The organism is Oceanobacillus sojae, from assembly GCF_900162665.1.
Taxonomy (GTDB): domain Bacteria; phylum Bacillota; class Bacilli; order Bacillales; family Amphibacillaceae; genus Oceanobacillus; species Oceanobacillus sojae_A.
The window spans coordinates 851,123-872,990 of sequence record NZ_LT727813.1; the positions used below are offsets into that span (position 1 = coordinate 851,123).

Annotated in this window: 26 protein-coding genes; 9 read left to right on the plus strand and 17 right to left on the minus strand. The window is 38.0% G+C overall.

Features of this window, described 5'->3' with window-relative positions; translation table 11 throughout:
- Positions 1-23: 23 nt before the first annotated feature.
- A complete protein-coding gene (locus tag BN1068_RS21450) occupies positions 24-953 on the minus strand; it encodes a glucose 1-dehydrogenase (RefSeq protein WP_077604853.1) in 930 nt (309 codons plus the stop codon).
- Positions 954-1,092: 139 nt separating this feature from the next.
- Between BN1068_RS21450 and BN1068_RS23770 the strand changes: the two genes are divergently transcribed.
- The gene (locus BN1068_RS23770; RefSeq protein ID WP_175637222.1) at positions 1,093-1,266 is read left to right on the plus strand and encodes a hypothetical protein; all 174 of its coding nucleotides are present in this window, start codon (positions 1,093-1,095) and stop codon (positions 1,264-1,266) included.
- A 257-nt stretch (positions 1,267-1,523) separates the two neighbouring features.
- On the opposite strand, the gene BN1068_RS21455 is transcribed toward BN1068_RS23770, so the two are convergent.
- Both BN1068_RS21455 and BN1068_RS21460 read right to left on the minus strand, forming a co-directional pair.
- Positions 1,524-1,844: a hypothetical protein gene (locus BN1068_RS21455; RefSeq protein ID WP_139344908.1), complete on the minus strand. Its 321-nt coding sequence runs from the start codon at positions 1,842-1,844 to the stop codon at positions 1,524-1,526.
- Positions 1,845-2,320: 476 nt separating this feature from the next.
- Positions 2,321-2,809, minus strand: coding sequence for a PTS sugar transporter subunit IIA (locus BN1068_RS21460; protein ID WP_077604854.1), 489 nt, complete (start codon positions 2,807-2,809; stop codon positions 2,321-2,323).
- Positions 2,810-3,005: 196 nt separating this feature from the next.
- Here BN1068_RS21460 and BN1068_RS21465 point away from each other — a divergent pair, with 196 nt between their 5' ends.
- Positions 3,006-3,191, plus strand: a complete 186-nt coding sequence (locus BN1068_RS21465; RefSeq protein ID WP_077604855.1) for a nucleotidyltransferase domain-containing protein — start codon at positions 3,006-3,008, stop codon at positions 3,189-3,191.
- An 86-nt stretch (positions 3,192-3,277) separates the two neighbouring features.
- Here the strand turns inward: BN1068_RS21465 and BN1068_RS21470 are convergent, their stop codons facing one another.
- Genes BN1068_RS21470 through BN1068_RS21480 form a run of 3 tightly spaced genes read right to left on the minus strand, consistent with a single transcriptional unit; the run spans position 3,278 to position 6,777 of the window.
- Complete coding sequence (locus tag BN1068_RS21470) at positions 3,278-4,402, minus strand: Ger(x)C family spore germination protein (protein WP_077604856.1); 1,125 nt, start codon at positions 4,400-4,402, stop codon at positions 3,278-3,280.
- Positions 4,392-5,465, minus strand: coding sequence for a GerAB/ArcD/ProY family transporter (locus BN1068_RS21475; RefSeq protein WP_077604857.1), 1,074 nt, complete (start codon positions 5,463-5,465; stop codon positions 4,392-4,394). Before BN1068_RS21475 ends, BN1068_RS21470 begins: the two co-directional genes overlap by 11 nt.
- Positions 5,452-6,777, minus strand: coding sequence for a spore germination protein (locus tag BN1068_RS21480; RefSeq protein WP_077605192.1), 1,326 nt, complete (start codon positions 6,775-6,777; stop codon positions 5,452-5,454). The genes BN1068_RS21475 and BN1068_RS21480 overlap by 14 nt, the downstream gene beginning before the upstream one ends.
- A gap of 191 nt (positions 6,778-6,968) precedes the next feature.
- Between BN1068_RS21480 and BN1068_RS21485 the strand changes: the two genes are divergently transcribed.
- On the plus strand, positions 6,969-7,631 hold the full coding sequence (locus BN1068_RS21485) for a hypothetical protein (RefSeq protein ID WP_077604858.1): 663 nt from the start codon (positions 6,969-6,971) through the stop codon (positions 7,629-7,631).
- A gap of 197 nt (positions 7,632-7,828) precedes the next feature.
- On the opposite strand, the gene BN1068_RS21490 is transcribed toward BN1068_RS21485, so the two are convergent.
- The gene (locus tag BN1068_RS21490; protein ID WP_077604859.1) at positions 7,829-8,398 is read right to left on the minus strand and encodes a histidine phosphatase family protein; all 570 of its coding nucleotides are present in this window, start codon (positions 8,396-8,398) and stop codon (positions 7,829-7,831) included.
- A 275-nt stretch (positions 8,399-8,673) separates the two neighbouring features.
- Between BN1068_RS21490 and BN1068_RS21495 the strand changes: the two genes are divergently transcribed.
- Genes BN1068_RS21495 through BN1068_RS21505 form a run of 3 tightly spaced genes read left to right on the plus strand, consistent with a single transcriptional unit; the run spans position 8,674 to position 9,809 of the window.
- On the plus strand, positions 8,674-9,051 hold the full coding sequence (locus tag BN1068_RS21495; protein WP_077604860.1) for a group-specific protein: 378 nt from the start codon (positions 8,674-8,676) through the stop codon (positions 9,049-9,051).
- Entirely contained in the window at positions 9,032-9,571 is a 540-nt protein-coding gene (locus BN1068_RS21500) for an RNA polymerase sigma factor (RefSeq protein WP_077604861.1), read from the plus strand. Before BN1068_RS21495 ends, BN1068_RS21500 begins: the two co-directional genes overlap by 20 nt.
- Positions 9,558-9,809, plus strand: coding sequence for a hypothetical protein (locus tag BN1068_RS21505; RefSeq protein ID WP_077604862.1), 252 nt, complete (start codon positions 9,558-9,560; stop codon positions 9,807-9,809). Before BN1068_RS21500 ends, BN1068_RS21505 begins: the two co-directional genes overlap by 14 nt.
- Positions 9,810-9,844: 35 nt before the next feature.
- Here BN1068_RS21505 and BN1068_RS23775 read toward each other — a convergent pair whose 3' ends face one another.
- The 5 genes from BN1068_RS23775 to BN1068_RS21525 all read right to left on the minus strand — a co-directional run bounded on the left by BN1068_RS23775 (position 9,845) and on the right by BN1068_RS21525 (position 14,457).
- Positions 9,845-9,982 (minus strand): hypothetical protein, encoded by a 138-nt coding sequence (locus BN1068_RS23775; RefSeq protein WP_175637223.1) that lies wholly within the window; start codon positions 9,980-9,982, stop codon positions 9,845-9,847.
- A 47-nt stretch (positions 9,983-10,029) separates the two neighbouring features.
- Positions 10,030-12,168 carry a DEAD/DEAH box helicase gene (locus BN1068_RS21510; protein WP_175637224.1) on the minus strand — a complete coding sequence of 713 codons (2,139 nt, stop codon included), beginning with the start codon at positions 12,166-12,168 and terminating at the stop codon, positions 10,030-10,032.
- 346 nt (positions 12,169-12,514) lie between these two features.
- Positions 12,515-12,700, minus strand: a complete 186-nt coding sequence (locus tag BN1068_RS21515; RefSeq protein ID WP_077604864.1) for a hypothetical protein — start codon at positions 12,698-12,700, stop codon at positions 12,515-12,517.
- Between the two features lie 130 nt (positions 12,701-12,830).
- Positions 12,831-13,367, minus strand: a complete 537-nt coding sequence (locus tag BN1068_RS21520) for a CueP family metal-binding protein (protein WP_077604865.1) — start codon at positions 13,365-13,367, stop codon at positions 12,831-12,833.
- A gap of 244 nt (positions 13,368-13,611) precedes the next feature.
- The gene (locus tag BN1068_RS21525; RefSeq protein ID WP_077604866.1) at positions 13,612-14,457 is read right to left on the minus strand and encodes an alpha/beta fold hydrolase; all 846 of its coding nucleotides are present in this window, start codon (positions 14,455-14,457) and stop codon (positions 13,612-13,614) included.
- On the opposite strand from BN1068_RS21525, the gene BN1068_RS23470 reads away from it, so the two are divergent.
- The gene (locus tag BN1068_RS23470; RefSeq protein ID WP_077605193.1) at positions 14,380-14,637 is read left to right on the plus strand and encodes a Fic family protein; all 258 of its coding nucleotides are present in this window, start codon (positions 14,380-14,382) and stop codon (positions 14,635-14,637) included. The genes BN1068_RS21525 and BN1068_RS23470 overlap by 78 nt on opposite strands.
- Here BN1068_RS23470 and BN1068_RS21535 read toward each other — a convergent pair.
- Together BN1068_RS21535 and BN1068_RS21540 are read right to left on the minus strand one after the other, a co-directional pair.
- Positions 14,577-15,665, minus strand: coding sequence for an aminotransferase class V-fold PLP-dependent enzyme (locus tag BN1068_RS21535; protein WP_077604867.1), 1,089 nt, complete (start codon positions 15,663-15,665; stop codon positions 14,577-14,579). The two genes, BN1068_RS23470 and BN1068_RS21535, sit on opposite strands and share 61 nt — an antisense overlap.
- Before the next feature lie 26 nt (positions 15,666-15,691).
- Positions 15,692-16,444, minus strand: a complete 753-nt coding sequence (locus BN1068_RS21540; RefSeq protein ID WP_077604868.1) for an HAD-IIB family hydrolase — start codon at positions 16,442-16,444, stop codon at positions 15,692-15,694.
- A gap of 75 nt (positions 16,445-16,519) precedes the next feature.
- Between BN1068_RS21540 and BN1068_RS21545 the strand changes: the two genes are divergently transcribed.
- Complete coding sequence (locus BN1068_RS21545) at positions 16,520-17,179, plus strand: Crp/Fnr family transcriptional regulator (RefSeq protein ID WP_077604869.1); 660 nt, start codon at positions 16,520-16,522, stop codon at positions 17,177-17,179.
- Positions 17,180-17,326: 147 nt separating this feature from the next.
- Here BN1068_RS21545 and BN1068_RS21550 read toward each other — a convergent pair whose 3' ends face one another.
- Positions 17,327-18,031 (minus strand): class I SAM-dependent methyltransferase, encoded by a 705-nt coding sequence (locus tag BN1068_RS21550; RefSeq protein WP_077604870.1) that lies wholly within the window; start codon positions 18,029-18,031, stop codon positions 17,327-17,329.
- A 162-nt stretch (positions 18,032-18,193) separates the two neighbouring features.
- On the opposite strand from BN1068_RS21550, the gene BN1068_RS21555 reads away from it, so the two are divergent.
- Complete coding sequence (locus BN1068_RS21555; RefSeq protein WP_077604871.1) at positions 18,194-18,994, plus strand: YwqG family protein; 801 nt, start codon at positions 18,194-18,196, stop codon at positions 18,992-18,994.
- Between the two features lie 76 nt (positions 18,995-19,070).
- Here BN1068_RS21555 and BN1068_RS21560 read toward each other — a convergent pair whose 3' ends face one another.
- Together BN1068_RS21560 and BN1068_RS21565 are read right to left on the minus strand one after the other, a co-directional pair.
- On the minus strand, positions 19,071-19,589 hold the full coding sequence (locus tag BN1068_RS21560; RefSeq protein WP_077604872.1) for a tetratricopeptide repeat protein: 519 nt from the start codon (positions 19,587-19,589) through the stop codon (positions 19,071-19,073).
- A 5-nt stretch (positions 19,590-19,594) separates the two neighbouring features.
- Positions 19,595-21,799 carry a Z1 domain-containing protein gene (locus tag BN1068_RS21565; protein WP_139344925.1) on the minus strand — a complete coding sequence of 735 codons (2,205 nt, stop codon included), beginning with the start codon at positions 21,797-21,799 and terminating at the stop codon, positions 19,595-19,597.
- Between the last annotated feature and the right edge of the window lie 69 nt (positions 21,800-21,868).

Consider the following 21,868-nt stretch of genomic DNA (forward strand, 5'->3'; position numbering starts at 1 on the left):
AACGTTTGAATTAAATTTTCCTATTAAGATGATGTCCATTGTCCTCCATTCACGTGTAATGTCTGACCCGTAACAAAACGAGAATCATCTGACGCCAGATAAACAAATGCAGGTGCTACTTCAAAAGGCTGGCCCTGCCGCTGCATCGGATTTCCTGCCAGCATTACTTCATCCGCCGAGAAACTGGCTGGAATCAGCGGTGTCCATATACGTCCTGGAGCGATGGCATTTACCCGGATCCCCTGATCCACTAAATTATTTGCCAATGCTCTTGAAAAGCTGACGATAGCTCCTTTTGTGGCAGTGTAGTCCAGCAATTGTTTATTTCCCTCATAAGCTACAACAGATGCCGTGTTAATAATCGAGCTGCCTGCTTTCAGGTGTGGAAGTGCAGCACGGGTAGTATAGAAATGGGAATATACATTTACTTTAAACGTATCATCGAATTGTTCATCTGTAATGTCCAGCAGGCTTAATTGCTGAAATTGAATACCGACATGATTGCAGAGGATATCCAGTTTCCCAAACGTTTCAATCGTTTTTTCTACAATATAACTGCACTGGCGCTTCTCCCTTAAATCTCCTGCAAGCAATATACAGCGCTGCCCAAGCTCTTCAATACGATTTTTTGTCCGATTTGCATCCTCATGCTCATCCAGATAAGCAATAGCTACATCTGCACCCTCTTTGGCAAAAGCAATTGCAGCTGCCGCTCCCATTCCGCTGTCTCCTCCAGTGATAAGTGCAGTCTTATCAGCAAGCCTATTACTTCCTTTTTCATTTACATTCTCAATAATTGGCCTGGGCACCATCCATTTTTCCAGCCCCGGCTGCCGATATTGCCGCTGCTCAGGTACAGTCATTGCAACCTCTTCATACTGTGTTATTTTCCCGTAGTTTGGATACATCGGATATTTTTGATCTGCTGGTTTATTTGATTTATCCTGTGTCATAAACATCCTCCTTGAAATCACCTGGATAGGTTACTTTATGACACTTGGGCGGAGATAGTGAAAAGAGGAAAGGTTCCGTTCCACATTATAGAAATATGAATAAGGTATGAAGGAGAAGCAAATCAAGGAGGAAATTGTTATGCAGCAATATTATTACAACCCTGAGGCGACACTTTTATTAGTAAAGCATTCCAATAAAAAAGTAGACGTATTGTATACGGCAAATCAGCATATGTTCCAATTGCCGAAAATCGGGCCCAGGCCGCCTTATTTTATAAATCCTGTTTACGAGCAGTATTATCCGGTTATCTAGTGCTGTACGATGAAATTCTAAAGATGTGGAAAAGTAAGCTAAAAAATTTTCGGATTAACTGCTTAAAGCTAATATTATTCTTCGGCTAGAGTGATATTAGCTCATACATAGAAAAATTTATTTCATGGGAGTTTTATTTTCCACTACAGAACAAAACAGCGATACTTATTCATTTGAAAAATATCATAACGTTTCTAAACCAATAAAAATACCGATCAAAAATCGGCATTTTTTCTTATTATTCATTTACTTTACTCTTAATAAAAAGTCCCAGGCTGTGCAGGAGTCTGCGGTCTCCACCAGGACTCTACCGTTTGCCACGCTGATTGAAAATCCTGCCCCTGTCCCATCAGGTAAGCGATCGCTACAGCTTCTCTTAATGCATGTGGATAGCCAAGATGCTGTGCTTCCCTCATTCCGTGATTGATTACCGGATTAACTGCCGATAAAACCTGCTGCTCCATCGAATTTTGCCCCATATTCGGCTGCTGATAATTCCGGGGATATTGCTGATAGTGTTGGGGCTGCTGCTGGTTATAAAAATCCATATGTTGATTTGGGTTAAATGGATTAGTCAAATTAGACACCTCACTTATAAATTAGGTAAATTCCCTACTGTGCAGCCTATGCTTTCGATATTTTAAATGTTCCTTACAAACAATTAGATACCTTTGATTGCAGGTATATCAATTTGTAAGTAAGATCATTATATATACCCGTATAATAAATAGATTTTATAAGAAGCATTTATAAATTCAAAGAACAAAAATTCTGAAGCAGCGATGGAGTGATTGATGTGAGAGACATTAAGATTGCGGTAAAAAAATGATAAAGGAATAAAAAAGAATATCTTTAAGAAAGGAATTCTAATATGGAAATAAATTTGAAAAACAACGAAAAAGCATTTATTCGCCCCTATGAAGAAAAAGACTTCAGTAAAATACAAGACTTAAATAAAGAAGCAGCAGTCCTCTACTTCAAAGCGGACTGCTGCTTCTTTAAGTATCTCTTGTCTTCTTTCAGTACCAGCAAATTTTTTTATTGCTAATTTCTTTTATTTAACAGTAATAACAACATCTTCCCCAGCTTGAACCTGCTTCACATCTTGTTTATTTAAAGCTTCGATATCACTCATATTTGTAATAAGCATTGGTGTAACAGTACTTACAGCTTTTTCACCTACTATTGCCAAATCCACATCAACAAGGGCATCGCCTTTTTTGACTTTATCCCCTTCTTTGACATGGATTGTGAATCCTTCTCCATTCAAAGCAACTGTTTCTAAACCAATATGAATTAAAATTTCCGCTCCATTGTCAGCTTTAATCCCTACTGCATGCTTTGTCGGGAACGCTTGTACAATATCTCCATCAACTGGTGATACAACTTTTCCACTAGATGGTTTAATAGCAATTCCGTCTCCCATCATTTTTTCAGCGAATACTGGATCAGGCACTTCTTCCAAAGGGATTACTTCTCCATCAACTGGAGCAAATAATTCAATTTCCTGATTCTCTTTCTTTTTAAAAAGCTTCCCAAACATAGCTATCCCTCCAAGATTTATATATATCGATTTTATCACATGTTCCAGAGAATTACTTTAATAAGCCCATCAGAAAATCGCTGCAGACAGATTTTGATTAACTCTTCTCATTGTGTAATCTTTTCCCACGATCTTTCGTTACTAAATGCCCATCTGTAATAAGAAGTTTATACGCTCCACCTCTTGGATAACCATTATGGCACTTATTATTTCATCCTTACTTGAATTAGCCGATGAATTAATAAATTTCTTTAAAAAACAGTATGGTGTACAAGATTCTTTTTTGAGAGGAAGCTTAGTAACAGAAAAGTGGGATGACAACTCTGATATTGATATAGATATTAATGTCTTTGGAGTCGATAACGGCCAATTTGCAAAATAGCAATAACAAAGAACCCAGCTATTTTTCGATATCCGGATTCTTTGTTGGCAGAGAGAAGACTTGGCTATACCTCAGCCTCTTTGAAGCTAGTCCTGTTCCTGCTTTTCCTTATCCCAGTCTTCAAAATCATCATTATTTAAGTTTCTTAACTTACCGTTATTTTCGATTACTGCTTCCACATCTACATTGATATTTATATTTGGATATATTTCTTCCAGAAAGTTTTTCAGCTCTGCATTGGTATAATTTTTTCTGATCCGGTTGCTTATTCCTAATACATCTGCATGTTTACCCTGCAGCTTTTTTACCAGTTTAAGGGTATCTTTTTTCATTTTTTCTTCAAACATTTTCTGAATTTTATCATCATTCAAATGGTCCTCTGCTTCAGAGACAATCAATACGAATTCTAACCTTATAGTCAGGTCGACTTCATCTCCTCTAAATTTGTAATCATATTCTACATCTCTTTCAACGAGCTCTACATTGGTGGTGTCATCAATGGTCACAAATGTTTTAATAACATTTTCTTCATTATTTAACAAATTCATCAGCATAACTTCAATAGAGTCTAATGTTTCAACAATTTTTCCATCCTTGAGTACGGATGCACCAAAGTAATCCATTTCCAGATTTTTATTTGAGCTGATTAGCGGTATAGAAATATCCGATGTATACGAATGAATACCTCTATAAACCTCCCATAAAATAACTTCTGGAGTATTAATTTCCCAGCCAATCTGTTTTTCCAGAAAACCAAATATGGGTACCCCTACTTTTTGAAACGTATCAATCATCTGATCAATATAGGTATTCATATCCTCTTTCGTAAATGCAATCGCTGGTGTTCCGGGTACATCACGCATCCTCATGAAGGTGTTTATTATTTTCCCTATTCCTTCTTTACCCAGCTCCTCGTCTAAAACAATAAAACCGATATGCTCTAAGTCAATAGTTGTTTCAATTTTTTTCTTAAGCTGTTCAAGGGCATCTACAATCGTAATTCCCTTGCCATCCACTTTGGCCAAATTCCGCTGTTCAGATACTACTGATACTGGAATAATTAAATACACATGAAATAAATCTTCATCTTTCGTCAGCCCCATCAAAATAGGTGTGGAACGGTAATTAATATCTCTGGAATCCCAGCATCCGCTTAAAAAGATCAGCGATAATAAGAGAATGAGTATTTTTTTCCAATCATTACGTTTCATGCTTTTGCCTTCTTCCTATCCAAAAGATGAAAATCAGCAGACTGATAAATGAATAAAAACGAAGTGGTATAATCCATATGATATGTGTCTGCACCTGCTCCCATGTAGAAATCATATTTGCTGCTATTGTAATGATGATGACTATAATAACAAGGGCAACCGATGCATGCAGTTTGCTGACCCGGAACATATTTTGATATAGCATTCGCAAAATATGCAATAACATCCCTAAAAAAATCGTTGCGTAAATAAGCAGACTTAAACCAAAAAGACTAGTCAGTGTTTCAAAGATAGACCATTGAATATCGACTGTGGCTAACATTTCAATATAGGGAAAAGTAAAATTCCGCGCTACTTCATACCCAAAAACCAGCATAGGGGAATAAGCAGCCATAAAAATAAAAGGAATTAAAAACCATGAAAACCAGAAAATTGTTTTATAATTGAGTTTCTTTTTTTTAGGCAGAAAAGCAAAAAATAAAAAGGTAGGAGACAAGACTAAAAAACCTGTAATAAAGGGCATTTCAAATATAAAATCGATATTATCTACCTTCATCGGAAAGAAGTTATACCATTCTGCATTGAAAAAGGATAATATGAAAATAACCACAATAATATAGGATGAAGCCCCGGCAATTAAAAACGTTGTCCGGAAAATACTCTCCATTGAACCAAGTCCGATATATGTAGCCGTAGCGACGAAAATAACCATGACATATAAAATCGGCGTCTGGTTTAGAAATAATACCGTAGTAAATTCAGCATAGGTCCGGATAGAAACAATAACCGTTCCAATGATAAACAGCGATAAAGGAATCATAAATATGATGGAGATGAACCAGCGTTTCTCAGGTAAATATTGCAGGACATTAGGGTTTTCCAGCTTAGACATCCCAAATAATAAAATTCCTACAAGAGCGATATGTGTAAATCCATGAATCAAAACAACCAGCCAATGCCCATTATCTACCGTATCCAAAATCAATGTCGGATAGAGAAGAAACATTACTCCTATATTCGTTAATAAAAAAAAGGTAATAATCAATAAGTTATTGATTTTCACTTTGAATCCCTTCCTTTTTCCACCGGACATAAGGAACTCCAAAACTCGTAATTCGGGCTATATAGGAGCATAAAACCAGCAGACCGATAACATGTCCCAGAATCCCAAATAAAGCAGAGAAAATAACAATGATATACTTCATCAGCCGTAAGGTAATTCCATTTTCAAAATTAATTACAATACCATTGGCAATTGTCGTAGCAGCAATAATAATAATTAATACACCACTGACCAGACTGGCTTCTACAATGGCCTGCCCCAAAATAATACCGCCTACAACACCAATTGTATTGGATATAGAAATAGGCAGACGGACTGCCGCTTCGGTAATTAATTCAATCAGGAGCAGCATAATAATTATTTCTATAAAAGCTGGATAAGGTACAAATTGCCGGCTTTCTGTGATAGAGAGGGCAAGCTGAACCTTCAGCATCTCAGGATTTATAGTAATCAGGGCTACATACAGCCCCGGCAGTAATACTGCAATCATAATTCCAACAATACGCAGCATATATAGAGAATACACAAATACACTCAGATAATTACTGTCACTCGGCTGCTTAAACACATCAAAAACCGTATTGAACATTACCAGTGCAAATGGATAGCCATCCATAAAGAAGACAATTTTCCCTTGTTCTATGTACTCCATCGCATTTTCCGGAAGCTCAGTGGAGGATACACGGGTAATCAGGGAAAATTTAGAAAATCCGAAAGCAACGTGAATATCCTTCACCTGCTTAATTTCATTTGGATAATCCTCAATTTTCTTCTTGATCATTTCAACCATTTTTTGATCTGTGGTACCCTTCAAAATAAGAAATGAAAAGCGGCGGTTTCTTTTACCATGCTGTGTTGTCATTACTTCAAAATCTTTGGATTGATATTTACTGCGTAACAATCCTATATTTTGCTGGCTGTTCTCTGTAAACGCATCCTTTGCTCCATAAATAACCGATTCGTTAACTGGTACTTCTATACTTCTATAAAGGGGCTGAGAGACAGGATCTACGATTAAAGAAGCTTCTTCAGCACGATCCCAAATAATTAATTTCCCTTCATACAATGCTTGCATTTGTTTGTTTATTTCTATTTTATTCCATGTAATGTTTTTCGATTGAAAACCTTTTGACCCTTGTGACTTATTTTCTTGATTACCAATTAATGCCTCGACTATTTCCCATGTCGCCGAAAAATCCACCAGACTTTCAAAGCCGATCACATCATAAGCAGTATCATTAATCATGATGGATTTCATTTGTAAATCTTTATTTTTTTGTTTCAAATTCTCTATCTCGTTCATGAAATCCATTGCCGGCACCCTTTCTCTTCTCCTATCTTTTAGTTATGAACCAGCAGGCGCATTTTCATACAAAAAAGTCATCAGGTTTATTTCATTCAGTGGTTTTCATTTTTTCATGGACGTAAAAAAAATAATATAAGAAACCTTTTCTTGCTTATTCCGTATTATCTATTAAAGAAGTACCACGGAGGCAGGATAATATGTTGCGTTTTTTCAAGAGCAAGCGCAGACAAAGAGCAATAAAAAAAGTAAAAGATGGAGATGGGCATGCATTGAAGCCATTTCGTTTTTACGAGGTATTTTATCGTTCGCTTTTTTATATAAAGCTTCGTGAAGAGGATGGGGAAATGCACACGTATGCAGTTCATGTTGATTATTTTGATGAAAATGAATCAATCGATTTATATCGTGACGGAAAGCATCATGCAAAAGCTTCTAATCCAGCTTTTTTCCCGGTTTCTGGAGGAGTTATTGAGGCAGCAACAACAACCTATGGTTTGAAACGGATTCATTATGTGACGGAGGATGAACAGGAGGTTGTATTATCTCCAGACCGCCGTTCAGCTGAAGGCTTGCGGATGCGCCTTGATGCCAAATTCCCTGAAATCAGCTCCATCATTGGAAAACTTGCCGTTATCATTCTTTTGATTTCTTTAATATTGGGCTTGCCACAGCTGGCTGCCATGATTTCGCAGCTTCCTATCATTGAGGAAAGATGGGGCTCCTTTACATCACCGATAATCCTTCCAGCCTGGCTGAATACGACACTGCTGGCCGCCGGAACTATTGCAGCTATCGAACGTGCCTTAACACTAAAAAATCATTGGCTAATTGATATGGAAACGAGCTGGTGGGATGACTAGGTGAAATACGATGACTTTTGGATTTGATATACAGAGCATTATGATATGTGCTGTTTTTCTATACGCAAAAAGAGGAGCGCTATTCTATTGCAAACGGGCAGGAGGATCAGATACATCTTGAAAATGTCCTCCAGCTGGCTGCTATGATTTTCAATTTTGAAACATTTAAGCTGATTGAAGTATGATGAGAAATATATTCAATCAGCTCTTTTTTCGTTTTGTTCCTCTTCCCATAACCGTTCAAGCTGATAATTATCATCTGAAATCTGTAATGCATAAATATCTGGATTACTAAGTTTTCTCCACGCCTCGAATCCTGCGTTTTTATCATAATAATACAGAAGCAGCGATATAATTCCTCCATGTGCAACAATGATGCTGTTATCGGCATCACTTTCACGTATTTCGTTCACTGCCTCAACAATTCTTCCTGTTGCCTCGTTACTGCTTTCGCCGCCTTCATATTTTAAATCTAAATCTTTATAGGTTGCTTCAAGTTTAGTCATCCAGTCAGGCATTGAAGCAGAACTGAGCACTCTTTCCCGCAAACGGTTATCCACTTTTATTTTCAAATTATTTGCTTCTGCAAGCGGCTCTACCGTTTGTATTGCACGTAAAAATGGGCTGGAAATAATACGATCCACTTTCTTTTCATACAAAAATGCAGCCAGCTTTTCCGCCTGCTCTTTCCCCTTTTCTGTCAAGGGAGCATCGGGAGCCTGTCCTTCTGCTTCACAATGCCGGATAATATAAATTGTTTTATTCATATTAATCAACAGCTCCTTCATTTAAAAATTTGATCTATACTCTTAGCCTAACATGGTTTTAGGATATATTTCTGATTTTCATTATTTTTTTGAACCTTTTTCCTCCCTTGTTTGTATAGTCAGTAACAGCGGCTAATTAAAATAAAACCATACTTTACTTATTTGCTACATTGCATGCACAATGAAATGTAATAGAACAAATATCATCGCATTGTACTGATTTTAACAAGTTTCAGCATACTATGCTCAAAAAATATACAGATAAGGAGAATCATATGGGAACAGGATATATTATTTCTTTGATTGCAGCAGGAATACAAATTATACTGATTTTGGCAGTCAGTATACCATTTAATCGTAAATATATAGTCAAAGAAGATGGGAAAATAAATTACAAAAAGACAACGGTCTATTTAAGATGGAATATATTTGATACAGTTACAATAGCAGTGGCAGCTTATACCATTCTTTGTACAGTAATCTTATTTTTCTTATTAGCTTCCGGAGAAAATATTGAAAACTCCTGGGTGCAATTTTTATCCAATCAGGCTCAAGCCTGGGTTATCGTAACTGTTTGCTATTTTATCAGCCGTATTTCCATGACTTTAAAATCCATCAAGGCGCATCTAGAGGATAAAGAAGATGAAGCGTAACGAAGAATGGATGGAGTTGTATCAGAATGGAGATGAAACAGGTTTTACTGAATTATATGCCATTCTGCATGAGCCTCTCTACTGCTTTTTATACCGGTACACTCAAGAAGAGCAGCTTAGTGTCGACATCGTCCATGATACCTTTGAAATCCTGCAGAAGAAAAAACAGACATTCGATCCTGATAAAGGAACTGTCAAAGCTTATTTATTCCAAATAGCTTACCGATTATTAATAAATAAGTTAAACAGAAGGAAAAAATGGCGCTCCCTGCTTCCCTTTTTGATTCCACAGGCTGACCACTCAATAAGCATGGATGAAAAAATGTGGGTACAGCAGGCAATCGCTGACTTACCTGATAAACAGCGAGCGATTATTTTACTTGTTTACTATGAGGACCTGCCGCAAAATGAAATTGCATCCATATTAGATATTCCAATAGGCACCGTTAAATCAAGACTACACAAGGCAATGAGCACACTAAAAAACGACCTGAAGGAGGATTTTCATGCTGAAGGATGAATTTAAAAAGGAAGATACATTAAAGAAAGAACTGGATCAATTTCATGTGATTGTTCCTGAGCAAAAGCTGATGCAAAAACAAGTGGCTTGGCAGCGTTTTATACATTACTTAGCATCTCCGGCAAAGGATCCTTTAGAAAAGACAACTGTCACATTCACAGGATTAAATTTAACAAGAATTGTTCCTTTAGCATTGGGTATCGGGATAAGTATTGTTCAGATATGGGTTCACATGTAGAAAGAAATAAGTCCCTCAAATAACAGTTTTCGATGTTATTTGAGGGACTTATTATTAATGATTGGTTCTTCGGTACACTTCTCAGCCTCTTCTAAATTCTGCATGAATTGCCGGTGCTTGATTTGATGCTGCAGATTTTCTATATCAAACTGTGATTTTAAATATGGATACATCTTAGCTGTCTCCTTCTTTTTTTTCCACAAACAGCCCAAAGCTTTTCTTAACGCACAGATTCCATAAAACGCTCTTTCTCCAGCTCCAATACCTTCTTCTGAATAGAAGCTTCTTCCTCTTCCCGCTCCTGTTCATCCAGGATACGGGATGCTGTATCTGATTCTCTGGCAAATAAATGAAAGAGATCTGCTTTTTCTCCCAATACCTCCAGCATCGCTACATCCATGCTGTCTTCTGTTAATAAGCGGTAAACAACTACATTCCGGGATTGTCCCATTCGATACGCCCGGCTGATCGCCTGCTCCTCCATCGTCGGCTTCCATTGCGGTTCACATAAAATCACAACATTCGCGGCCTGAATATTTACTCCGACACCACCGGCAGTGATTTGACTGACCAGAACTGAGCCAGCCTCATCTGCTGTAAATACATCTATAATTTCCTGCCTTTTATGATTAGGAACGTCTCCAGTAATTGCCCGGTGGGTCCCATCCTCTAAATTTTTACTGATGGTCTGGATAACATCTTTAAAATAAGAAAACACCAGCACCTTATGTCCATTTTCTTTGGCATTCTCACAAATTTCCAATAGCTTCTCAAGCTTCGGCGATTTATCTGGTGTTCCACCCTGCCAGGCGGCACGACGCATTGCCATGACCTGTTCATCCTTCACTGCCTGCTGATAGAACTTTTCCTCTTCCTCCCCGAAATGAATCCACTCTGGAATAATTTCTAATTCTGGAAGTTCATTTAAGACATCCTTCCGATTTCTTCTTAAGTACACGGGAGCAATTGCTTTCCGAAATGCCTGCGGATGATGCAGGTGCATTTCTTCAGTTAAACTGTTCGCGATTTCCGGCTGTAAAACAGAGATTAATTGCTTCATTTCTTCCACACTATTTTCCAGTGGTGTACCGCTCATAAATAAGACATACTCTGCCAAATCGGCTAAATGATAAACATTTTGCGAGCGCTTGGCACCTGGATTTTTCACATAATGTGCCTCATCAACAATGAGCGCATCGAGATAATGTTCTTTTTCAAGCGGCATATGGCCTGCCAATTCAAAGGTTGTAATTAATACTCCGGTATTTTCTTCCCATGCTTTAAACTGTTCGTCCCGATTGCTGCCATGGAAGACAAATGTCTGTAAATCAGATCGCTGTTCAATCTCTCTTTTCCAGTTTGCAACCACACTTAATGGACAAATAATAATAGCATGTCCTTGATTGTTTTGCGTAAGATGATTAATAATAGCGAGCGCCTGAATCGTCTTTCCCAATCCCATTTCGTCACCCAGCAGCGTCTTTTTATACAGCAATGCATACTTCGCGCCGAAAATTTGATAATTTCTTAGGGTAATGTTCAGTCCTCTGGTATCAAATGGATAACTGTTCACCGCTTCTACTGCCTCTGGCGGCAAGCTTTCTGAAATATTTTCCGAGTCAAAGTCCGTTGCTTTCTCGATCTCTGTATAGTAGAAAGCATTTTCTGTTTCAAAATGTTTTTTAAGTTCTTCTTTGCTCACTTCAAAATCAAGCATATAATCTAATCTTTTCTTGATCTGATTCAGTTCCTTTTGATGCTTGCTTTTATTTAAATTAGCAAAGGCAGATCGGATTTTCTCCTTCTCCTCTTTCGGCTGGAATAATGCCCCAAAAAAGCTCTTCTGCTTCTTTGCAATTTCAATATCGGGAATCGTTTCTTCATAATATTCCTGGAACTTCGCTTGCAATTCCTCCAGAATTTTCAGCAGATGCCACTTCTTATAAATGGATTCCAGTAAATTGAAATCTTCATCAGAGATATCATCTGGATTCACACGTGGAATTGCTTGTTCATAAACGGATGATTTTATCTTTGAAACAGCTTGATAAAGATCCTGTGCCGCTTTTTCATCAATACCCTCTATCTGCATAAAATCCTCAATTTTTTGATCAGCTATATCTTTCATTGTTTTAAAGCCATTCTTCATCAGATTATCTACAGGAAACCCTTTTTCCAGTGTTAGAATCGTATCCAGCGGCATTGTTTTTAAATGTTCATTTCCTGAGCTTGTTTTCAGCCTCTGCCATATTCCCTTAATCCGATGATTAAATAGCTCCTCTGAGCTGATGTTGATGCTATCGTGAATTCGATTCAGTTCAGCTTCTAACCGCTCCACATCCTGTTTCGTTCTTACCATGATTACTCCTCCTGCTGCTCTATCTGAAACATATATATTTATCACAGGCAGCTGTTGCGGCATGATGAATACCACCTGCTGCCCGTCTTTATTTTAAGATTACGTTTTATTATTGTAGCATTCTTTATCCTTTGATAAAAAGAGAATACGTCCTTGTCACTTCATATTTTTTCTCCATGAAGTATTAAAACTGTTTCACCAGTCTAACTCAAATTAAAAACTGCTCCTTAATTATTGAAAAAACCGCTTGATATAAGAATATCAAACGGCCAAACGATGTTCATCCTGTCTTATTACGGAGATTTCTATTCAATGAAGTTTCATTTATATTCACATAAAGCAAATTCTATGTAATATGATAAGAATTTGCCCTATGAACATTTTGAAAAAAATGCTTGTGAGATTTATTTTTGCTGTTTCCCTTGAGCAGATAATGGTTTCTGTTTAATAACCCCTTATAATACTGGGCAAATCCCGCATGTGATAAGCGCAAATTAGCCATTCTTTTCATTGGCTCATCTGTTTTATCCATCCTATCATCCTCCTTGCTTTAACGTATGTACAAGGAGGATCAATTATGAAAGCCTGCGTAAATAATATCGCTATCACAAATACAGGCTGGCTCGAATAACCGCCAGCCTGTATTTGTGAAGTGTTCCTGATTAGCTTAATTGCATTGTTGTGATACAAGTAAAATCATCGTCAAACGTGCTGATCTCGGATGTCACTTCTTTTCCGTCATGTCTAATTTCAACCGTATATGTTTCATCCCGGGGGAGCCACAGGTCAATAAAGCCATTTTCTTCCGTCTGCATGGTCTCATCTATGACAACATCACCTTCTGCAGTTTCAATATATACATCAAAATCTTCCAGAACCATTTCCCCCTGGCAGCCTGTTAAACTATGAATTTCACAAGGGTGTGTCTGCTGCATAAAAGGGGCAATCGAAACAAAAAATTCATCCTCCGGCAAATCATAAACTGCTTGTTCATTTCCCTCATTATCTGTAACAACCAGCTGTTCGGAAGTAATGGATGCATTCTCATCAACTATATCTTCCGTACTGTATCGATGAACTAATTCTTTAATATCATCTGTTTCTTTCAGTGCATTTTCCTCCTGTTTATTATCCTCTCCACTGCAGGCAGTTAATAAAAATAACAGTCCGAACAGGATCAGGCTCATTTTTTTGGTCATGCAATTCACACTCCAAATAAGATTTCTTGTCTTGTATTATACGGGAATGCAGTAGCATTTCCTATATAGTCCAGGTAACTGACACAATTTAGTTAACTTTAAGGAGCAATAGTGAACAGAGAAGTTCAAAAAATGGATGAAAGTGATTTGAAAGATGCAGTTTTTCATCATTTCGTCATTTTTATTGTTGACAAAAATATAATTGCACTATTTCGTTAACTCACTAACAACTCTTCCTGCTCTATTATTTCATCTTGTTCTCTACAAAATCCATAATTACCTTTTTAAATGTTGCAGGGTTTTCAACATAAGGATGATGACCGCTAGTTAAGACCTGGACGTCCATTTTATTGAATTTAAAGGACTGATGATGGCTTGGTCCAACAGCATAATCATCTTTGCCGGCAATTACTAATACAGGGTTATCTATTTTCCCGGACAACAATGTAAAATCCTGAAAATATTCAGCAGAAGAAAATACGAATTTTTGAAAGTTGGAATCACTGTCTAAACCCTCATTATCAATCATATCCAGCTCTTTCTTTTTATCTGTATCGACAAATTGCAGCTTAAAATAGAGCCCTTCCTCTATTAATTTTGTTAAAATACCGAAGTATGTATTCATAAATTTCGACAGGCTGTCTGCGGCGATACCTGTCCATTCCAGTCCCAGCATTTCAGATCCTGTTCGCATTTGCTGCATAAAGGACTCCGTCATATTTAAGGTAGCATTAGCTAAAATAATTCCCTTTGTTCTCTCTGGAAACTGTTCTGCATAATTTATCGCAAGTATACCTCCAAAAGAATGTCCCATCACCAGCCATTCATCTATTTCCAGATGATTCCTCAGCTCTTCTATATCGCTTATTAATCTATCTAAAGAATACGCTTCTTCCTCACTATGCTCCGATCTTCCGCAGCCCCGCTGATCAAGATAAACCATTTGCAATTTTTCTCCAAGCGGTTCGTTCATAATGTGTTGAAAAGATTTGCTCCAATAGCCCGGTCCTCCATGCAGATACAGACAAGGGATTCCAGTACCGCTTACTTCAAAATATATTCTTATCCCGTCACTTGTTTTAAAATACATAAACAGCCTCCTTCTGCACTGAACCACCCAAAACAAAGTGTATTTGGTGAAGATGCCTATCCAGCATTATTTACCAAATGTGCGGCTCTGTGTCATTCCTTGATAACAAACCATCCTTTTTATTCCGGCAACTGTACGATTTCATCAATCGCTCTTTCAATATCCTGCCTGGTATTATAAACGTGCGGTGCGATTCGGATGATATTCTCCTTCGCAGTTAATACAATTCCTTTTTCTTGCAGCTTATGAACGACCTCAGCAGCCCGCGGATGAAAAAATGCTGTTAAACTTGTTCTGTTTTCCACCTCTTCAGCTCCATACAGTCTCAATCCTTTTTTACGCCCATACTGAACTGTGAACGCTCTCAATTCTTCAAGATATGCAGCAATATGACGGACTCCCACAGAATGAATAAAATCCAAAGACGCCTTAGCAGCATAAGCACTGATAAAGGAAGGTGTACCTGTATCAAATTTTCTTGCATCTTTCTTCCCTTTTCCCAGCCAACCAGTCATGCTAGGCTGAAGTGTATCGGCAATTTTTTTATCAATATACAGAAAAGCAATGCCGGGAATTCCTAATAAATACTTCCTTGTTCCTGTTGCCAAAAAATCAATTCCCATCTCTTTTACATGAATAGGGCAATGTCCTGCAGATTGATAGGCATCAACAAATAATAACGAACCTTTTCGATGAGCAATTTCTGCTATTTCTTTGATATCCAGCTTCAACCCGCTTTTATAATGAACATGTGGAATAGACGTTAGCAGTGTTTTTTCACTGATATGGTCCTCAAAGGATGCCGGAGAAATCTTCCCATGCTCAGATGGGATCACATGAAGCTTCCCCTGAAATTTTGCCTGGGCAGTCCATACATCTGCAACTGTTGGGAAATCAAAATCTGTGAAAATAACTTCATCTCCTGTTAAAGGATCTGGAAAAGCTGTCGCTATTGCAGAGATTGCATGAGATACCGAAGACACAACTGCTATTTCATCCGGGTCAGCCCCAATAAGTGCAGCAAAGGATTCCCGGGCTCTTTCCAGCATTCCCATTGCTGCGTCCCAGTTTATTCCATTAGCCCGTAATTCTTCGTGATACGCTGTGATTGCATCGGAAGTACTTGCCGGCAGAAGCCCTTGAGAACAGCTGGCAAGATAATTCCGATTTGTTAATGTAGGGAATTGCGAGACAATCTTTTCGTTCATGTTATCTCTCCTTTTAAAATAAAGAGTTAAATATAGACGCTTTGTATTTCCTGAGCTTTATACGCACGCAATACCTCGCTTATCATCGCTGGAACATTTTCCTTCTCTATCGATGCAGATGCATATTGTTTAACCTCATGTCCTCCAATACAGACACTGTACATTGCGCTTTCAAACAGGCACTGATCATTACTGTCATTACCAAATGCAATAAAATCCTTCACCTGCAAAGCATGCAGCCCTCTTACTTTATTGATTCCAACCGGGCTGATGTCTATCGCATTTTCACCCTTGTAACAGGTTATATTTACAGGCATAGTGGAAAGCTCATCTATTATTTGCAGTGAAGGCTGAAACAGGACCAGCTTACACAGCTTATCCAGACTTCTCAGCTCCCGATTCTTAGCTGTAGCCTGATTAATATTCTTATAGATTGGATGTGTCTTCTCTCCTGTAAAAGCATAATCCCAATCACTGTCTGCTAAGTAGGTTATCTGATTATCTTCAACCAGAGTTTGAAGCTTTGTAAGCAAACTATCTTGAAAATGGATAACATCAATCTTTCCACCATTTGAAGTATATGCTCCATTTCCTCCAACCAGTTTCTCTTGTTGAAAAGCCTGGGGCAGAACAGGCAACAAATCCCGGATCGGTCTTGCAGATGCAAAAATCACCTCATGCCCTGCTGCTTTTATTTCCTCCAGTGCCCGTATAATAGACGAATCTATTGTTTTTCCATCAAAACAAATTGTGCCATCTATATCAAAAACAAAATTCATTTAAATCACCTCTTTTTTCAAGTATACTATGTATTAAAAATTACAAAAGGACAGATGTCCCGAGGAGAAAATCATATGGCATTAAAACAATTTGCTGCTATCTATCATTATTCGATTCCAAATACATTGGAGAAGGAAATCACCATTCGCACATACAAAATAAATGAATACATATTAACTGCCGGAGAAGAAATAGATGGATTTTACTTTTTAATAAGTGGAAAATACTTTGTTTCCAGTCAGGAAATTACAGGAAAGGAGCTGTTGCTGCGTTACTGCCAGACTCCTGCCATTATGGGAGACATTGAAATTCTGGAAGACTGTCTGATTCAATCAAACTGTATTGCAGCAGAGCCATGCACTTTTGTCTTTATCCCTAAAAAGATTTATGAAAAGGAGCTAAAATATGATGCGTCATTCTCACAGATACTGTTAAGAGAATTAGCTTATAAGCTCCGGACATGCACCATTTCATCCAGGGTGAATGCACTGTCTCCTGCCAATGTCCGGCTTGCTGCTTTTTTATGCACTGTTTCTTCTGATTCTCAGGTATCTTATATCTCAACCAATAACCTTGAAGAAACCGCCGCTTTAATTGGAACAACAAAAAGGCATGTTAATCGTATTTTAAAGCAGTGGATGGATCAGGGGATCGTGGAGCGGGAGAATGATGAAGTACGGATTTTACAGTGGGATAAGGTGAAAGAGATTTCTGAGGATGTACGGTTTGAATAACGAACTGGACAATTAGGTATAAAGTGCAATAACTTTCTAATATTAAATAAATAAAACTCCTTTTACTCATTATGAAAAAGGAGTTTTATTTATAGAGAGCTTTTCTACACATTATGAGGCTTTATTAAGTAACGAGGAGCATGTAAACTAAAATCTTCTTGTCACAACATAAGTTATCGCATTTGTTTGCAGCAGGGCATCTCTATCGTCACGTTCTATGGTATACTTCAAAGGTTTCACCAGCCGCTTCCGTACCTCCCAGCCGTCATACAGCCTGTCTAATTTATGAAGCATTTCTTCTGTCTTAATATTCACTTCCATCATGACATCTAACTTTTTATTTTTCTCGATATCTATTTCTTCTACCTCAGAATTAACAATAATGCAGTTGATGCCATTCTTTTTAGTTCCCTGTGCCATACTTTCGATTACTTTATTAAAAACAGCTTCAGAAGCGACATGCTCTAAAGCAGATACTGCGATAATAAAGTCAAATCTCTCTTTTTTGATTGAATAATCTTCTATATCCCCTGTTTCCAGCTTAATGACTTCTTCCACGTCATATTCCTTACTGTATTGCTTTAATTTTTCCGTTGCCGAAAGCAATAAATCTACGCAGACAACTTTTCCTCTGCCTTTTATTTCTTTTGCTATTGGAATGCTATTCCGGCCAACCCCCGATCCTAAATCCAGAACACGAATATTCGTTTTTTCTTTAAAATATGGCAATTGCTCCATCACTGTTTTAACAGGCTTGTACAGCCAGGAGCCTTTCTCAAACAGCTTATAATTATCATAACATGCATCATGATATTCCTTTTCTTTATTTCTGATGTATTCTACCCTGTTCATTAGAATCTCCCCCCAAGATGGTGTAATACTTTAGTCGTCCTCTGGCTCAAGAAGCAGCCTGCCCCGATCGTTGTAAATTAATTGCTTTCTCGTTTTCCCTGCTTGTTTCAATTTGCTATAGTAACTATTATACAGAATAAACTGAATTTCAGGAGGGTTCTTATGTCAGACAAAGTATCATTACAATTACCAGAAGCATTGGAGCAATACCGCTCTATCATTCAAGAGACGATGAACCCGGTTGTGAAGGTTTCTACTACAGAGCGGGAAACATCTTTATTCGAGAGTAAATTTGCAGGTAATCCGTATTTCCCTGTTTCGATGGAGTATCCTAAAAATGAAGAGGGAAATCCTTTAAAGCTGCTGGCACAAATTAATTTTGACGAGGTTCCTGTTCATTTGCCGCATTTCCCTCATACAGGAATTTTGCAATTTTATATCGATGGTTATGATGATGTTCTCGGAATGGATTTTGATGATGGCCAGAATCAAGCTGGTTTTCGTGTTATCTATCACAAAGATATTATTCAGGATGACTCACAATTAGTGCAGGATTTTTCTTTTGTAACCGTTCCAGAGGATGAGTTATTTTTCCCCGTAGAACAGGAGATGGGATTATCCTTTGAAATAGGCTCAGAAGCTATCACAGTAAGTGATTATCGTCGTGACAAGGTTTACGCAGATATATTTGATAAAATAAACAAAGATGAAAACCTGGAAGAAGAATTTTTCCAGCAATTCAGCGGGAAAGGTCATAAACTGGGCGGCTATCCATTCTTTACACAGGAAGACCCGCGTGCATATGGAGATTATCAAGAAAATGATATACTGCTGCTGCAAATCGATAGTGCCGGCGGTAACATTATGTGGAGCGATTCCGGTGTTGGAAATTTCTTTATCTCTGAAGAGGATCTGAAAGATAGAAATTTTAGTAACGTGCTTTATAATTGGGATTGTTATTAAAATGATGCCTGTGTTGTTCTCATGTAGAACAGCACAGGCATTTTACGTATTAATAAATAAATTCGTTTCCCGCTGATCACTCCCAGCTTGTATCCAATTTATCTGCATAGAAAGTAATTGCTTTGGAAAACTTCCGAATATCCACATCATTTGTCGTTTCCGCAAGGTTTTTTAACAAAAGCTCCATCGCCTGATTGTGCTCTTTTAAATTATATAACGTCATCGAATAGAATACCTGAATCGCTTTATTATCTGGAAATAAATCCATTCCCTTCAAAAATGTTTCCTTCGATTTTTCATACTCTCCCAATGTCCGATAAGTACTTCCAAGCCCTAATAAAGCATCTTCTAAGATCCTTTCTTCTAAGCCCAGCTGAATTGCTTTTTCATAGTATGGCACAGCACTTCTTTCTTCTCCCAAAATATCATGACTCCAGGCACATTGATAGTTGAGAAAAGCATTGTCCGGATTTTGTTCTAACAGCTTTAATATAATATTTCTGGATTGGTCCGCATTCCCTTTTTCTCTTAGTTCAATAGCCTGCTGTAATTGTTTGTTTAACTGTGGATCATCTTGATAAAAATGCTCATTCATCTGCTTCACCTCTCTTTAATCCCTTTCCCGGCAAAAACCGTCGTTTTCGTCTCCTCAGGCGTAACCAGCACCGGCCAATAAAATGCACCATCGCGCCAGCCCTGTTCCTCTGAACCATTCTGTCTTATCAACATTAATGATGGGATGACCCTGGCCAGATTTCTAGCTATTTTCAATTCATCCTGCTTCGTATCCGGTGCATCCTCAAACCGGCCGGTGCTTTTTCGAATACGCGCCATATTGCGATTCTGGCGTAAAATCACCCAGACATATCCCTTTCGATTGGTATCTGTATCCTCTGATAAATAATTCATCACAGCACAATATGTTTCCAGATCCCACTCGTAGCCATCTTCGAATTCATAGGTCTGATAAATCATTTCCAGCAGCTCTTGCATTTTTTCTTTTTTAATCAGGAAACAGCGGGCATCTTTTGGATGTACTGCTTTTGCTGTTTGCTTCATCGTTTCTACATACCTATCTATTTTCTTCATCTGCCGCTCCAGATAGCTCTTCGCAATCGTTTGAAAACCTGTTGGCAGCATTCGTTTACCCGGCTTCAACATTTGCACGCTTGATAATAAAATTTTATTTGGATTACATGGCAAAATCGTATTATCGATATCCTTTTGAATAAAGGTCACTTCTCCGCTGTTTGCCCCGGATTCAAATGCTCTGCGCAGCTCTGTATCAAATTCATGCATCTGCTCCATCACATCATAGATACGTTTTGTTGTATAAAAACGGGTAACTGCAATATCTGCAAATGGACGGGCTCCATACATCCGGGAATGCTGTAAAACTGTATCCTGCTGAAACTTTTGCGGGTTTCTGCCATAATAGAAGCCGATTAAATTTTTTATCGTAATACCACGGTCGAGAATTTGCCCGCCAATAAAGAAGTTTAGCGGCGTCCGTAATTTCAGCTCTCCTGATTTGTCTAGTAAATTATCGACATCCTGCTCGGAGTTTACGATTTCAATCAACAGCTCTTCTTCTATCAACGCATCACGAACGCTGGAAAGAACGTCGTCAAAGGCTGGAAAATACATCCCCTTCATTTGTGAGCGCACAAAATCCTGATAAGCTGTACGAACTAACTGGTCAAAGATGGGATCTTCCTTCTCTATTGCTGCGCGGAGCTGCTCCTCCATATGAAGCATTACCTCTTCCTGCCATTGATGAGCAGCCTTAGTGGTAATGGTATGCATAATAAACGCATATTTTTCAAGACGTTGACCCATCCTTTCCTGTTGAATATTACGAATTTTACTGCCGACAATAAAATGAATCAGCGCACTGCGAATGCCTTCGTAGCGTTCACCTGTAAGCAGATGATTCACTTTTACTTTACGTCTGTCACTTTTTCTTAAAATCTGAAGCTCTTCTTCCTGAATCTCATGGTATAAATAACTTGCCATATGTCCATCTTCTTTAGACTTTTCAAAATACATTTCTCCGCCGACATACTTATCATGCACCGGTACTAATTCTGTAAAAGCCGGCCGCTTCGGTTGAAAAGCTTTATGCTCATGAATCGTCATGTCATCCGGCTGGAGATATAACGAATATGGTGTTGCTGTTACCTGCAGATAAGCGGCATCACTTAACCTGGCACGAATATCATCAATTTGCCCGGCGATTACCTTCAAATCAATAATATTTTTATCCTTCACATTGTCATACGCGACCGAAGCGAAATCTGCTTCATCATCAATGAATAAGATTTTTCTTGCGGTCAGATCCGGATACATTTCAAATAAGAGACTTTCTAAGCGCTGCATATTTTTCTTTTCTTTTTTTAGGACAATAACAAGTTTTTTTCTTAACTCAAATTTGCGGAGCTTTACCGGCATTTTCATAATGTCATAGACAGCTAATTTATCCTCCTCTATGCATTCTGAAAACTCCCCTTCGATTCTTTCAAAGGTCTGCTTAACAAGTGCATTCGAATTCTTTGTTAAAATAATCGCAGCATCAAAACCATTATCAAATCCTAACCCCACAGAACCAAGAAAAGAACGCGTTTTTCCTGACTGAATATGTCCCAAAAGCATGCCAGGTTTTTTCGATGTGGTGGAAGTTTCCAATAGCTGAGTGACTGTATTCTTCATTACATTTATTTCTTCTGTTTTATAATTATTTTTCTTAGAAACCAGGGAAAAGAATATCCCATTCGTTTTTAGTACTGTTGAACTGGCTGTTTTCATATTTATTTCCTTACTTTCTTTAAACATATAAAAAAGCGGCCTGAGCAGCCACCCTTCCGTTTTTGTTAA